The organism is Streptomyces achromogenes, from assembly GCF_030816715.1.
In the GTDB taxonomy this organism is placed as follows: domain Bacteria; phylum Actinomycetota; class Actinomycetes; order Streptomycetales; family Streptomycetaceae; genus Streptomyces; species Streptomyces achromogenes_A.
Window position 1 is genome coordinate 345,299 of the sequence record NZ_JAUSYH010000001.1, and the last position, 13,684, is coordinate 358,982.

Consider the following 13,684-nt stretch of genomic DNA (forward strand, 5'->3'; position numbering starts at 1 on the left):
CCGACATCACCACACGAGCGGACGTAGTGGTGGCGGATGTCACGATGTCCGCCCCAGCCGCCGTGTCCGGCGCGCCGCCGCCCACTGACGGCCGGTGCCCTCGAGGTCGCAGGGCCGCCCCGGCCGGGGCGGGGGACGCCGCAGTCCTGGTTCAGGCCCCGCTCCCGGCGGCGGCGTCGGACGGCGGGCGGGGGCCGCCAGGGCGTGGTAGAAGACACCGCCTCGACACTCCAGGTAGCAGATGACGTTGAGCGGCCATGCGGTCCGGGCGAAGAGATGACGGCCCCTGGTGGCCGGCCGTTCGCTGAGCACGTGCCCCCCGCTCGGACGGCGGTCCCAGGCGGTGCCGGTCCGGATGCATGTGAATGGAGCCGAACAGGTCCAGACCCAGGCAGTCGGCCTCCCGGGACACCCGCAGGACGTCTCGGGAGGCCATCCACCGCGCACTGCGGCGTCGACGAGGAGCGCGCGCCGGGCCGGCTGGCCCGTGACGGTCATGCGGCCCCGTGGCCGAGGTGACTCCGCCGTGCGAGTCCGGCCGACACGCCCGCGCAGGCGTGTCGGCGGGCGACTGCGGATCGACGCCCCGTGCGAGACCGGCGCCACGGCGCAGGCGCTGGAGATCCACTGGGCTGTTTGCAGCAACAGGAATCGGCGTCGGTGTCCGCGGCCGGTGAGGCTGGAGCTGCCATGCGTCGCCCACCGTCAGGAGTCTCGATGTCACCACGCCCCGCTCGGCCTCCCCGTACCTTCCGGCGACCGCGGCGAAGGACCGTGGTCGTCGTCGCGGCCACCGCGTTGGCGGTACTGGCGCCGGTCACCGCGGGCACCGCCGCCGGCACTGCCGGGCCGGCGAACGACCGCACACTGCAGCGTCAGATCGAGCAGTTCGTGCGTGCGCCGGGCGGTCCCCCGGCCATCATCGCGGTGCTGCGCGACGGCAAGCAGACCCGCGTGTTCCGGGCCGGCGCCGCCGACCTCGCAACCGGCCGCCCGCCGCACGTCGACGACCACATGCGGATCGCGAGCACGGCCAAAGCCTTCAGCGGAGCGGTGGCGCTGTCCCTCGTCGACCGTGGCGCACTGCGTCTGGACGACACCTTGCGCAAGCGCCTGCCGCGGCTCCCGGACACATGGGGCCAGGTGACGCTGCGGCAGCTGCTGCAACACACCAGCGGACTGCCGGACTACTCACAGTCCCCCGCGTTCATGGCGGAGCTCGCAGCCGACCCGCGCCACCACTTCGACTCCCGGCACCTGCTCGACTACGTGGCCGACGAGCCGTTGCTGTTCGCCCCCGGCAGCCGGTACGCGTACTCCAACTCCGACAACATCGCCGTCGCCCTGATGGCGGAGGCGGTCACCGGCACCCCGTACGAGCAGCTCCTGCGGCGACTGGTCTACCGGCCGCTGGGACTGCGCGACACCAGTCTCCCGCAGGGCTACCGCATGCCCGAGCCCTACCTGCACGGGTACGACGTGAGCGACCCCACGGCTGCGGAGGACGTCAGCGAACTGGTCAGCGCGTCCGGTGCGTGGGCGTCCGGAGGCATCGTCTCCACTCCGCTCGACATGACCCGTTTCATCCGCGGCTACGCCTCGGGCGCGCTCTACGGCAAACGCGTGGTGCGAGAGCAGCGGCGCTGGATCGCGGGCGCGTCCGTGCCCGCCGGACCGGGACGCAACGCCGCGGGTCTGGCCATTTTCCGTTACACCACACGGTGCGGTGTCGTGCTGGGCCACACCGGCAACTTCCCGGGCTACACGCAACTGGTGGCCGCCACTCCCGACGGCCGGCGCTCACTGACGTTCTCGCTCACGAGCCAGATCAACGGGGTCGGCGATCCCGCGCGGCTCGAGCGGCTGCGCGCCATCCAGGAGAACTTCGTCTGCGCGCTGCTGCGCGACGGACGCTGAGCGCGCTCGGCTCTCGTCCGAGGAGGCGGCCACGGGACCCGGCCGACGGCGTGGGCACGTGGTCGCGGCCGGGCCCGTCCGGCGCACTTACCTGACAGGTCATCGACCTCGGCACGCCGTGGTGTCAGGCTCGTCCGCACAAAGGACCCGACGAGCCCGGAGGACGCCATGTCCGCCTACGCGATCGCACACCTGCAAGAGGCCGCTCCCCATCGGGAGATCGCCGAGTACATCGAACGCATCACGGACACCTTCGCCCCGTACGGGGGCCGCTTCCTGGTGCACGGCGCACAGCACGAGGTGAAGGAGGGCAGCTGGCCCGGACACGTCGTGGTGATCGGGTTCCCCTCGCTCGCCCGGGCACGGGCGTGGTGGGGTTCCGCCGCGTATCAGGAGATCGCTCCGCTGCGTTCGCGGCACATCGAGGGCGACATCATCCTGGTCCCGGGCGTCGCCGAGGGATACGACGCGACCACCACCGCCCGGGCCATCCGGGAGACGCTGCCCCCTCGATAGCCCACGCGCGACAGCGCTTCTCCCCAAGGCTTGACGATGCAAGGGGGTGCACCTACGGTCCTCTCTACACCGCTACACGATCGGTCGACCTTCCGAAACTTTCGACGGAGGAGCGCTGCCACTCCGTCGGGCTCCGGGCTCCACCCGAGGGTTCGACCGACGTCACACGCGCTCCACTCCGGCCGCCACTCCCGATCAACGCACGGATGGCGACGTTCTCGGCACCGTGCCACCGAAGCGTGCCGAGGCGGCGCAGCGTCACCGACGGGGACGAGAAGGCGCCCATCAGGGCCGAGTCCAGGAGGAACCATGGCGTCACACGACCGCGCTTCCGACAGCACCGGACCGGGATTACCCAGCCGCCGCGCCGTTCTGGCGACGATGAGCGCCCTGCCCGTCCTCGTGTCCGCGACCCCGGCCTCCGGAGCGTCCCGCACACCGTCCGCGGCAGCGGCAGCGGTGACCGTCGACCCGTCGGCGACGCGGCAGACGATCCGTGGGTTCGGCGGCATGAACCACCCGCTCTGGATCGGCGACCTGACAGCCGCCCAGAGGGACATGGCGTTCGGCAACGGCGAAGGTCAGCTCGGCTTCTCCGTGCTGCGCATCCCGGTCTCCGAGGACCGCGCGAACTGGAGCCGCGAAGTCGCAACGGCCAGGCGAGCCACCGAACTCGGGGCGACCGTGTTCGCCTCGCCGTGGAATCCGCCCGCCTCCATGGTGGAGACCTTCGTCCGCGGCCAGCAGACCAACGCGAAACGGCTCCGCTACTCCATGTACGGCGCGTATGCACAGCACCTCAACGACTTCGTCGCCTTCATGAAGGGCAACGGAGTCAACCTGTACGCCATCTCCGTGCAGAACGAGCCCGACTACGCCCATGACTGGACGTGGTGGACTCCGAGCGAGATGGCCAGGTTCCTGCGCGAGAACGCCGGGTCCATCAGCACCAAGGTCATCGCTCCGGAGTCCTTCCAGTACGTGAAGAGTTTCTCCGACCCCCTCCTCAACGACGCCGCGGCGCTCGCCAACCTGGACATTCTCGGGGCACACCTCTACGGCACGTCGTTCGCGAACTTCCCCTACCCCCTCTTCAAGCAGAAGGGTGGGGGCAAGGAACTCTGGATGACCGAGGTCTACTACCCCAACAGCAGCGATTCGGCCGATCTGTGGCCCCAGGCCCTCGACGTCGCGGAACACATCCACCGCGCGATGGTGGACGCCGAGTTCCAGGCCTACGTGTGGTGGTACATCCGGCGCGGCTACGGGCCCATGCGGGAGGACGGGCGGATCAGCAAACGCGGCGCCGGCATGGCGCACTTCGCCAAGTTCGTCCGCCCGGGGCACGTGCGGATCGCCGTGACCCCCAATCCCCAGCCGAACGTCTACACCTCGGCGTACAGGGGCAGCGGCTCACGGGTGGTCGTCGTCGCCGTCAACAAGGGCACCTCGCAGGTGAGTCAGCAGTTCACCCTGCGGAACAACAACTCCTCCGGCGTGTCCGCCTGGTTGACCGACGCGAGCAGGAACCTCGCGGCCCAGAGCAGGATCACCGTGGCGAACGGCGCCTTCACCGTCCAGCTCCCGGCTCAGAGCGTGACGACCCTGGTCACCGGGTAGCGCAGACCGCCGCCGGCGTGACGTCCCGTCCCCTCGTCGACGTGACCTCCCCTCAGAGGCCCCTCTCGGATCGCGGGGCGTCGGCCCGCGTCCCGCCGGGAACCGTGCGCCGACCCTGGTCGTCTTCTGCGCCGACTGGGTACGAGCCGGGGCTCTGGGGGACGCGGTGGCACGGAACATGACGAAGGCCGGTCTCGTGGTGGTGGCCATGGCGACGGCGCTCGGGACCTCGGCCTGCGGCGGCGGGCAGGCCGGCGCCACGTCCGGGAACGGCGGAGCGCCTCCCGCGCACGGCAAGGCGCCGTCCGCGGCGCCTTCCGGAGACGGGACGCGGTCGCGTTCGGCGCCGGCGTCTCCCGCCGCCGTGGAGCGGCTGTCCGCGAACGCGCGGAGCGGGGCATCCTCCCTCACCCGGCGCGTTCCGTGGAACCTGGACATTCTGGACCAGCGGTCCCGGCCGCTGAACGGGAAGCTCACCACCGCCGCCACGGGCAAGGGCGTCCACGTGTACGTGATCGACACCGGAATGGACATCGCGCACAAGGAGTTCGGCGGACGCGCCCGCCTCGGCGCCGACTTCGTGGGCCCGAAGGACTCCGGCGACTGTTTCGGCGAAGACGGGGTCGGCCACGGCACGTTCGTCGCCGGCGTGATCGGCGGGGCGAAGTACGGGGTGGCTCCCAAGGCGGACCTCGTACGGGTTCAGGGCATCGTGTGCGAGAGCGAGGGCGGCGGCAGTACCCCCGCGGCGGCCGAGGCGGCGCTGGTGAAGTCGGTCAAGTGGGTCACCGCGCACGCGCAGAAGCCCGCCGTGGTGAACATGTCGCTCAACCTCGACCACCGGTCGGCGGCCCTGGAGACCGCGGTGAAGAAGATGGTCGACGCGGGCATTCCGACGGTGGTGTCGGCCGGCAACTACCATGACGACGCCTGCAAGCACTCCCCCGCCGGCGTCCCCGGCACGATCGTCGTCGCGGCCTCCACCCCGACCGACCGCGCGTGGAACGACAGCGGATCCTACGGATCGGGCTACGGACGGTGCGTGGACCTGTACGCCCCCGGCCAGAAGGTGACCGCCGCGCTGTCCGGCGGCGGCACGGCGACGGAGGACGGCGGCGCGACGTCCTGGGCCGCACCGCATGCGACCGGCGTGATCGCCCTGTACCTCTCGGCGCACCCGCACGCCACGGCCCAGCAGGTCCACGTGTGGCTCGACCACACGGCCACCCGTGGCGTCCTGCGCGGTGTCCGCTCCGACACCCCCAACCGACTGCTCGACACGGGCGGCATCTGACCGCACGCCCGCCCGTCCACGCACCCCGCGCCCTCGCTCACGCCCGCCGGAAGCCGTCGGGACGGCGGGCGTTGTCAGTGCCGGGTGGCACCATCGGGGCATGAGCGGCGAGTCTTTCAACTGGCACGACGTCCTCGGACGTTGGCAGGAGGAGTGGGTCCCGGATGATGACGGGGACGACGGACGCGACGTCCCCATGGGCAGGCCCGGGGCGGACGAGGCGGCGATCGTCGCGGCCGAGGAGCGGCTGGGGCGGCGGCTGCCGCCCTCGTACCGGGCCTTCCTGGCCGCGAGTGACGGGTGGCGCGTGGACCAGACGGCCGGCGTCTACGTGCTCGGCGGCATCGCGGACATCGGATGGTTCCGCGATCCGCACGGCTTGACCCCGCTGTACGAGCAGGAACTGGGCGACGCCCCGCGCGAGGCGGACGTCCTGCTGGCCGGGATGTGGCAACGGGCGCTGCGGCTGGAGACGGACTCGGACATGTCCCACGCCCTGCTCGACCCCGGCGACAGCGACCAGGACGGCGAGTGGGCGCTCTACCTGTACCAGGGGTGGAGCGGTGAGCTGCCCAAGCGCTACCCGTCGTTCCGCGCGTACATGGAGGCCATGTACCGCGGCTTCCACGGCAGCCGCGCGGGCAGGGCCGACTTCGTGAACGCGACCACGCGCGCCCAGGACGCCCGCGTGGAGGAGGCCCGCGTGCTGGCCCTGCGCGGACAATGTGCAGAGGCCCTGACCCTGCTCGAGGAGGCGTCGTCCTTCGGACGGCCGCACAGCCGCGTCCTGCTGCAGCAGCTCCAGCACCTGATGGCACCGGGCAGTTCGCAGGATTACGGCTTCCTCGCCGCCGACCCGCGCTATCTTCCGGAGATCCTGCCGGTGGAGGCCATGACGCCGGCGCGCGGCGAGTGGCGGCTGGGCGGGGACGACCACTGGCTCGGGATGATGGCCGCCCGCGGAGTGGACCGGAAGACCGCCGAGACCGTGCTGAGCGCGCTGCGGGACGGTGTCCACCGCTACGCGCCGCCCGGTCCGTGGGGCCGGGCCGTCGCCGAGGCCTGGGAGGAGGCCCGCTGGGGCGCGACCGACGCGGCGTGGCGGGTGCTGCGGGACGCGCTTGCCCTGTGGGAACCGCCGGGGCCCTCCCTGATCGCCCCCGTCGGGCTGCTCGCCGATCCCTTCCTCGGCCCGCTGATCACCCCCGAGCGTGGACGTGAAATCCTCGCCACCCCGCGGGCCGGGGAGGCGGACCCCGCTCGTGAGCCGGTGCCCGGTCCGGCGCCCGATCTCGACCCGCCCGGCCTCGCCTGGCTGACGGAACCGGCGGTCAACGGGCAGCCGCTCGACGGGTACCGCTGTGTCTGGGTCGAGGGCGCCGACCCCGTCGCGCTGCCCGCCCTGCTGGGACGGGAGGGTGCCGAACTGAGCGCGCCCACCAGTGCGCGCGAGTTGGCCTGGCGGGCGTTCAGACCGCGCGAGCGGGACGGAGCGGAACCGGCGGAACACTGGGAGGACCGTGCTGTGGTCGCCGTCGGACGCACCGCGCAGGCGTGGGCGTTCGCCTTCGACGGCCACTCCGGTCGCCATCTGAACGAACGGTTCACGTCGCCCGCTGCGGCCGCCTCCGCGGCCGGCCGAGCGGTTGTGGTGTGGCGCGGCCCGAGGGACTCGTCGCCTAGGCATCGTCCGGCCGCGTTCCATCTCTCGGTCGCCGAGCGGGGCCAGGAGATCTACGCGTTCACCGTGCGCGGTACGGAGATCCAGCGCTCCGGCCGGATACCCGAGCGCCTGGAGCCCGCACGGCTGTTCCGCCCGGAGGCGAATGAACTCGACAGCGAGCTACGCGCATTGGAGGCTCTGCACGTCGAACTCGGTCTGTCGCTGCCCCGCTTCGCGCTCACCCGGGGCAGGCTTCGCACCTTCACCACCCGGTCCTGGACCCGCGCGCCTCAGGCGGGCGAGCGATACGCCTACCTCAGCTTCGTACGGCACCAGCATCGGCCCTGAGCTCGGGGCGGCCCGTGGCTCGGGGGCCAGGGGCAGGGACGCGGGCTGCCCGGCCGGCGAGGACCGTCCTCACGCCGTCGTTGCAGCGGCGCAGGCGGAGCCGGGGCGGCGGTGCGCGGAGCTGCTCAGCATGACGGTGATCGGCCACCGCCACCGCCACCGCCACCGCCATCCCGGCGTCGGCCGAGAGCCCCGAGCACGCAGGACAGCACACAGGGCAGCGGCAGGGCCGCACGCACAGCGGATTGTCGGCCAATACCTCGCCCACGAACCGCAGTTGCGGAAGCTGTCGGTGCGGCGCGCGCGGGCCCGGCGGCGGCGCGTCCCGCGCAACGTCGGCGTCGCTCACGGGCGTCCTCGTTCGGCTGCGCAACGGTTGCCCGGACCGGGAGCGCCGGCAGAGCGGGGCGCGGGACCCCGAGAACACGGACACGTGCCGTGCGATGGACGCGCTCCACCCGGTGTGACGCGCAGCCGGGAGGATGACTCCGTCGATATGCGGATGTGAAGCGGAATCCCGCACACCGGTGAAGCGCCCGCCCCGGCTCCCGGCTCACCACGCCTGCACGGGCGCTCGTTCGTGAACAGTCGGTCGTCGGCCATATGTCTCCGTACAGGGCGACGACTGCGTACTGTGCGGCACTTGTCGCTGACGCTGAGCAATGGTTAGGCTCCCGCTCACTTTCACGGCTCGCACACATTCGCCACCTGGATGTCGGCCGCACGGCGCGGCGTCCCGGGCGTACGGGGGGTGGGGAACGTCGACGCGTCACCGATCCGCCGGCCTCCCCGGGGCCCCGCGTCAGCGCACGACGAGCACTTACCCACCGCCGAGGTGCCGCGCGGCCCGAAGCGTCCCGGCCCGCCGTCGGTCGATCCGGCCGCCCGGGCGCACCGGGACCTCAGAATCCTGTGGTGGGTCAACGCCGTCGACGGGCTCGGCAGCCAGGCCTCCGGGCTGGTCTTTCCGCTGCTGCTCCTGGAGCTCGGCCACAGTCCGGGCACCGCGGGCTCACTGGCCGGCGTCGCCGCGCTCACCGGGGTCGTCCTCGGGCCGCTCCTCGCGGTGCCGGCGGACCGGGGACGGCGAAGACGCCTGATGACGTGGTCGGCGGCGCTCGCAGCCCTCGCGACGGGGGCACTGGCTCTGGCCTGTCTGGGCCGCCCCGCGCTGTGGGTCGTGGTGTCCCTGGCCCTGGCGGAGCGGCTGTGCGCCGTGGCCTACGAGGCGGCCTCGCGCGGAGCCCTCGTCCGCCTGGCCGCCGTCGAGGAACTGCCGCGGGCGGCGGCCGGCATGCAGGTGGGCGACCAGGTGTCGCTCATCGCCGGTCCGGCGCTCGGCGGCGCACTCTTCCAGCTCGCCCGGGCCGTCCCGTTCCTGGCCGACGCCCTCACCTACGCGGCGGTGGCACTGGGCGTACGAGCCGTCCGCACTCCTCTCGACACCCCTGCCTCCACCCGGTCCTCTGCCCCTGGCCCGCTCCCACGCACACCGTCCGGCACCGGCATCGGCAACGGCACCAGCACCGGTACGGGTACCGGTACCGGTACCGGTCGGCGCGGGACGTGGACCGACCGGCTGGGCGCTGCGAAGGCCGGTGCGATGACGGTGGCCGCCTCCCCGGTGCTGCGCCTCGTCCTGGTCTGGACGTCGACGGCCGGGGGCGCCCTGACGCTGCTGTTCTACACGGCGCTGTTCCGGCTGGGCGGCGACGCGCGAAGCGCTGCCGCCGGCCTGGTCCTCGCCGCGGCCGGAGCTGCCGGCCTGCTGGGTTCGCTGGTCGCCGCCCCGCTGGTGCGACGGCTCGGTGCGGCCCGTCTACTGGCCCTGGCGGCCTGGCTGTTGCCCCTTCCCTGCGGCTCGCTGGTGTGGGCGGAAGGCGCGATCGGCTGGGGAGCGGCGTTCGCCGGGTTGTCCTTGCTCGTACCGCTGATCACCGTGGTCCTGTCCAGTGCCGCCGTGGCGTGCACACCCGTCGCCCTTCAGTCGCGCACCGCGAGTGTGCTCGGCTCGGCCTCCGCGCTGGCGGCGGGGAGCGCGCCGGCGCTCGCCGGGGTCCTCGTCACCGGCGGGAACCTCCGCACGCCCGCGTTGCTGTGCACCGCGCTGTTCGCCGCATTGGCCGTCTACACGCAGCTCAGAGCCCCCGCTGTGCTGCGTTCGTGTGCGGCGGCGGCCGCCGCGGACGGCACGGCAGGGACGGGAGACGGCCGTGGGTGACGCCTTCAAGGTCTACCTCAGCGCCCTGCCGCACGTGTGCCCCCGCGACGCCCGCCGCATGGTGCTGACGGCCGACGCCGACGGCCGGTGCGAGGTCTTCACCTGGGACGCGGCCACGCGACGCACCCGGCAGGTCACCGACCGGCCCGAGGGCACGGTGCACTGCGCCGTCGACGCCGACGCGTACGTGTGGTGGTTCGACGAGGACGCCGACGGCCGGGGGCACTGGTGGTTCGAGCCGTTCGACGGGGGCTGCCGGCTGCCCGGCCTGCCGGGGGCGCCGGCAGGTCTGCCACGTGGTCTGGCGGTCACGGCCGACGGGACGGTCGCCGCGGCGCTCGCACTCCGGCACGGCGGCACGCGGCTGCTGTGGGGCCGGCGTGGCCGGGCCCCTCGCGACATCCTCGGCATCGCCGGGGAGGGCCGGCTGGGCGGTGTCACACCGGAGGGCGACCTGGTGGCGCTGGCGAGCGTGTCCGACGGCGAGGCGAGTGTCACCGTGGTCGCCTCGACGGGCCGCGTCGTCGCCGAGCTGCCCGAAACGGGCGGCCCCGCGGGGAAGTTCTGGTGCCGGGGCTTCTCACCGCGGCCCGGCCGGTCCGAACTGCTGCTGGTGCACGAGCTGGCGGACGGCTACCAGCCGGCCACGTGGACACCGCATCGCGGCCTGGTCACCCACTCCTGGTGCCGCTTCGACACGGAGATCACCGCCCACTGGTACCCCGACGCCGACGACGTGCTGGTGCGTCAGGAGCGCCACGGACGCTCGCTGCTGCACCGGGTGTCCCTGCACGGCCGTACCCGCCGCATCGTCCCCACTCCCCCGGGCACCCTGCTCGACGCGGCCCCGCGCGCCGCCGGGGCCCTGCACTACCTGTGGACGGACACCGCCCACCCGCCCGTGCCGCACGCGACCGACGGGGTCGCGCTGCCGACGCCCGGTCTCCTGCCCCGCGTGCCCGGACGGCACACCGAGCTGTGGACCCCGACGCCGCACGGCCCGGTCCACACCCTGCTCAGCCTGCCGCACTCCGCCGGCCACCAGGCCGCCGACGGGGCCGCCGACATCGACACCGCCGCCGGCGCTGTGGCGCCGCCGGCGGTGTTCCTGGTGCACGGCGGGCCCGCCGACCACGACCGGGACGCGTACGACGCCACGGTGCACTCCCTGGTGGCCTCCGGTTACGCCGTCGCGCGGGTCAACTACCGCGGTTCGACCGGTTACGGTCCCCGGTGGCGGCGGGCCCTCGCAGCCGGTGTCGGTCACCCCCAGGTGGACGACCTGGCCGCCGTCCGGGCCGACCTCGTCCGCCGCGGACTCGCCGACGACCGCGCCACGGCGTTGTGGGGGGTCTCCTGGGGGGCGTACCTGGTGCTGCTCGCCCTCGGGACCCGTCCGGCGCTGTGGCAGGCCGGCGTCGCGGTGAAGCCCGTCGCCGACTGGGTGACCGCCCACCGGCTGACCACACCCGCGCTGCGCGCCCTGGACGTGCGCTGGTTCGGCGGCACTCCGCAACAGGTGCCGGACCGCTACGCCCGCAGCTCGCCCCTCACCTTCGCCCCGCAGGTGACGGCGCCCCTGCTCGTGGTCGGCGCGCACAGGGACGTCAAATGCCCGCCCGAGCAGATCCGCAGCTATCTCGACGCCCTGACCGCGGCCGGAGTGACCCACGAGCAGATGTGGCTCGACACCGGCCACGACGGCTACGACGGGGCCACGCATGTCGCCGTCCTGCGCCGTTCCCTGATCTTCCTGCGCGCGCATCTGCCCGCACCGGCGCCCCGCGCCCCCTCGCGTCCCCCGGCACAGCCGCCGGGTGGACCCCGGTCCCGCTGCTGACCGACGCAACGGGACCGGGCCGTGCACAGCACCACCCGCCCGAAGCACACGCCATGAACCCGAGAAGGAGGACGACCATGCAGAAGGACATCATCCACAACGATCCGCTCGCGGGCGACGAGGAGAATCGCAAGCCGGGCATCGGCATCACCATCACGATCCCGTTCCGCAACGCCGCCGAGAGCGACGACGAGGAGTGACCCGCGGCCCGGCCGGCCCGACGCGACAAGGGCCGGCCGGGCTCCCCCCGCACCTCCCGTCCTGCCGGCCGCCCGTGCGCAAGGAGCCCACCGTGCGCGTTCTTCTCGTCAACATGCCCTGGTCCCCGATCGACCTGCCCTCACTGGCGCTCGGCATCCTGAAGCGAAGCGTCGACGACAAAGTCCAGGACGCGACGTGCGAGGTGCTGCACGCCAATCTGGAGTTCACCGACTGGATCACCAGCCGCACCGAGTTCACCGCCGAGGACTACGAGTACTACGCCCTGTCCTCCTACTTCCTCGGCTGCGGTGACTGGGTGTTCTCCTCGGCGCTCTACGACGACCCGGAGTGGAGGGAGTCCGAGTTCGTCGACGTGATGACGTCGAGGCTGCGCCGTTCGAGGATGCGCATGACCCGTGAACTGCACCGCCTCGTACCCGAGTTCGTCGCGGACGTGGCCCGTCGTGTCGTCGATCTGCGGCCCGACGTGGTCGGGTTCACCTCCACCTTCCAGCAGAACACCGCGGCACTGGCGGCGGCCCGGCAGATCAAGCGTCTCGCCCCGCACGTCGTGACCGTCATGGGCGGGGCCAACTGCGACGCCGAGCAGGGCGCCGCAGTCCACCGCAACTTCCCCTTCGTGGACTACGTGGTCCGCGGCGAGGGCGAGGACGCCTTCCCCCGGCTGCTGGCCGCGCTGCGCGACGGCGACCCGGCGGCCGCGGCCGACGTCCCGGGGCTGTGTCACCGCACGCCGGACTCCCGTCACCTGGCCAACCCCATGCCGAGCGGGCCGCTGCCGCCCGCGGCGATCCTGCCCCCCGACTACAGCGGTTACTTCGAACGTCTCGCCGCGTCCGTGGCACACAACTGGGTGGAGCCGAAACTGGTCGTGGAGGGTGCGCGCGGCTGCTGGTGGGGAGAGAAGCACCACTGCACCTTCTGCGGTCTCAACGGCTCCTTCATGGAGTTCCGCAGCAAGAGCCCCGACACCTTCTACCGGGAGATCATGGACCTGGCGGAGCGCCACCGGGTGCTCGACATGTACGTGGTCGACAACATCCTGGACATGCGCTACCTGTCCACCGTCCTGCCCCGCATCATCGACAGCGGCCACGACCTGCGCATGCACATCGAGATCAAGGCGAACATGCGGCGCCCCCAACTGCAGGTGCTGGCGGACGCCGGGCTCATCTACGTCCAGCCGGGCATCGAAAGCCTCAACAGCCGCGTCCTCGACCTCATGGACAAGGGCGTCAGCGGCTGTCAGAACGTCCGCATGCTCCGCGACGCGGCTGAGACCGGGCTGTCGGTGTCATGGAACTACCTGCACGGGTTCCCCGGTGAGACCGCGGACGACTACGAACCCGTCATCCGTCAACTCCCCGCCCTGGAACACCTCAACCCGCCGGTCGACCTGTCCGCCCGCATCGCCATCGAACGCTTCAGCCCGTACTTCAAGCGGCCCGAACTGGGCTTCACCGGGCTGCGGCCGGAGGAGCACTACCTGTTCACCTACGACCTGCCCGAGGCGGAACTGCACGACCTCGCGTACGTCTTCCAGGCGCCGGAACGCGGCATCGGCGAACCGACGGTCGCCCTGCTCAACGACGCCATCGCCGCCTGGAAGAAGCACCACGCCGACGCCCGCCTCACCCACACCGACCTGGGAGACCGGATCCTGCTGGTCAGCAGGCGGCCGTCCTTCCCCTGGCGGACGATGCAGCTCACCGACCCGTTCGAGACCGCCGCCTTCCGCCTCCTGGACCAGCCGCACACCGTCACGGCTCTGCACCGCAAACTGACGTCGGCCACCGGCCCGGCCGAAGGCGCGTCGTGCACGTCGCCGGACGTGGAGGGCCTGCTCAAGGAATGGGTCGCACACGGTGTGGTGTTCACCGACGCGGGCCAGTACGTGCACATCGCCCCCGCCGCCGTGAACCAGGACCTGCTGCGCCTGGACTACATGCGCCACACCCACGCCCGCGGCGAGACCACGGCAGCGTCCGGAGCCGGGACGCAGCCCGCGCCCGTCCCGTCCTGAGCGGCACCCACCACCCGCTG

9 protein-coding genes are annotated in these 13,684 nt (G+C 72.5%); all 9 read left to right on the forward strand.

The features are described from left to right. The first annotated feature begins 717 nt into the window (after positions 1 to 717). The 9 genes from QF032_RS01440 to QF032_RS01480 all read left to right on the forward strand — a co-directional run bounded on the left by QF032_RS01440 (position 718) and on the right by QF032_RS01480 (position 13,664). Positions 718 to 1,917, forward strand: coding sequence for a serine hydrolase domain-containing protein (locus tag QF032_RS01440; RefSeq protein ID WP_373430274.1), 1,200 nt, complete (start codon positions 718 to 720; stop codon positions 1,915 to 1,917). 168 nt (positions 1,918 to 2,085) lie between these two features. After that, entirely contained in the window at positions 2,086 to 2,433 is a 348-nt protein-coding gene (locus QF032_RS01445) for a DUF1330 domain-containing protein (protein ID WP_307039265.1), read from the forward strand. A gap of 309 nt (positions 2,434 to 2,742) precedes the next feature. After that, positions 2,743 to 4,053: a glycoside hydrolase family 30 beta sandwich domain-containing protein gene (locus QF032_RS01450; protein ID WP_307054519.1), complete on the forward strand. Its 1,311-nt coding sequence runs from the start codon at positions 2,743 to 2,745 to the stop codon at positions 4,051 to 4,053. Between the two features lie 178 nt (positions 4,054 to 4,231). Further along, on the forward strand, positions 4,232 to 5,347 hold the full coding sequence (locus QF032_RS01455) for a S8 family peptidase (RefSeq protein WP_307054520.1): 1,116 nt from the start codon (positions 4,232 to 4,234) through the stop codon (positions 5,345 to 5,347). Between the two features lie 100 nt (positions 5,348 to 5,447). Further along, entirely contained in the window at positions 5,448 to 7,358 is a 1,911-nt protein-coding gene (locus tag QF032_RS01460; RefSeq protein ID WP_307054522.1) for an SMI1/KNR4 family protein, read from the forward strand. A gap of 835 nt (positions 7,359 to 8,193) precedes the next feature. Then, entirely contained in the window at positions 8,194 to 9,579 is a 1,386-nt protein-coding gene (locus tag QF032_RS01465; RefSeq protein ID WP_307054524.1) for an MFS transporter, read from the forward strand. Then, positions 9,572 to 11,419, forward strand: coding sequence for an alpha/beta hydrolase family protein (locus tag QF032_RS01470; RefSeq protein WP_307054526.1), 1,848 nt, complete (start codon positions 9,572 to 9,574; stop codon positions 11,417 to 11,419). Before QF032_RS01465 ends, QF032_RS01470 begins: the two co-directional genes overlap by 8 nt. A gap of 77 nt (positions 11,420 to 11,496) precedes the next feature. Next, positions 11,497 to 11,619 carry a hypothetical protein gene (locus QF032_RS01475; protein WP_266720057.1) on the forward strand — a complete coding sequence of 41 codons (123 nt, stop codon included), beginning with the start codon at positions 11,497 to 11,499 and terminating at the stop codon, positions 11,617 to 11,619. Between the two features lie 92 nt (positions 11,620 to 11,711). After that, a complete protein-coding gene (locus tag QF032_RS01480) occupies positions 11,712 to 13,664 on the forward strand; it encodes a RiPP maturation radical SAM C-methyltransferase (protein WP_307054528.1) in 1,953 nt (650 codons plus the stop codon). The last annotated feature ends 20 nt before the right edge of the window (positions 13,665 to 13,684 follow it).

Excerpts from the sequence above, each read along its gene's own strand:
- QF032_RS01445 (WP_307039265.1), top strand. The coding sequence starts at position 2,086 with ATGTCCGCCTACGCGATCGCACACCTGCAAGAGGCCGCTCCCCATCGG.
- QF032_RS01450 (WP_307054519.1), top strand. The coding sequence starts at position 2,743 with ATGGCGTCACACGACCGCGCTTCCGACAGCACCGGACCGGGATTACCC.
- QF032_RS01455 (WP_307054520.1), top strand. The coding sequence starts at position 4,232 with ATGACGAAGGCCGGTCTCGTGGTGGTGGCCATGGCGACGGCGCTCGGG.
- QF032_RS01440 (WP_373430274.1), top strand. The coding sequence starts at position 718 with ATGTCACCACGCCCCGCTCGGCCTCCCCGTACCTTCCGGCGACCGCGG.
- QF032_RS01475 (WP_266720057.1), top strand. The coding sequence starts at position 11,497 with ATGCAGAAGGACATCATCCACAACGATCCGCTCGCGGGCGACGAGGAG.
- QF032_RS01460 (WP_307054522.1), top strand. The coding sequence starts at position 5,448 with ATGAGCGGCGAGTCTTTCAACTGGCACGACGTCCTCGGACGTTGGCAG.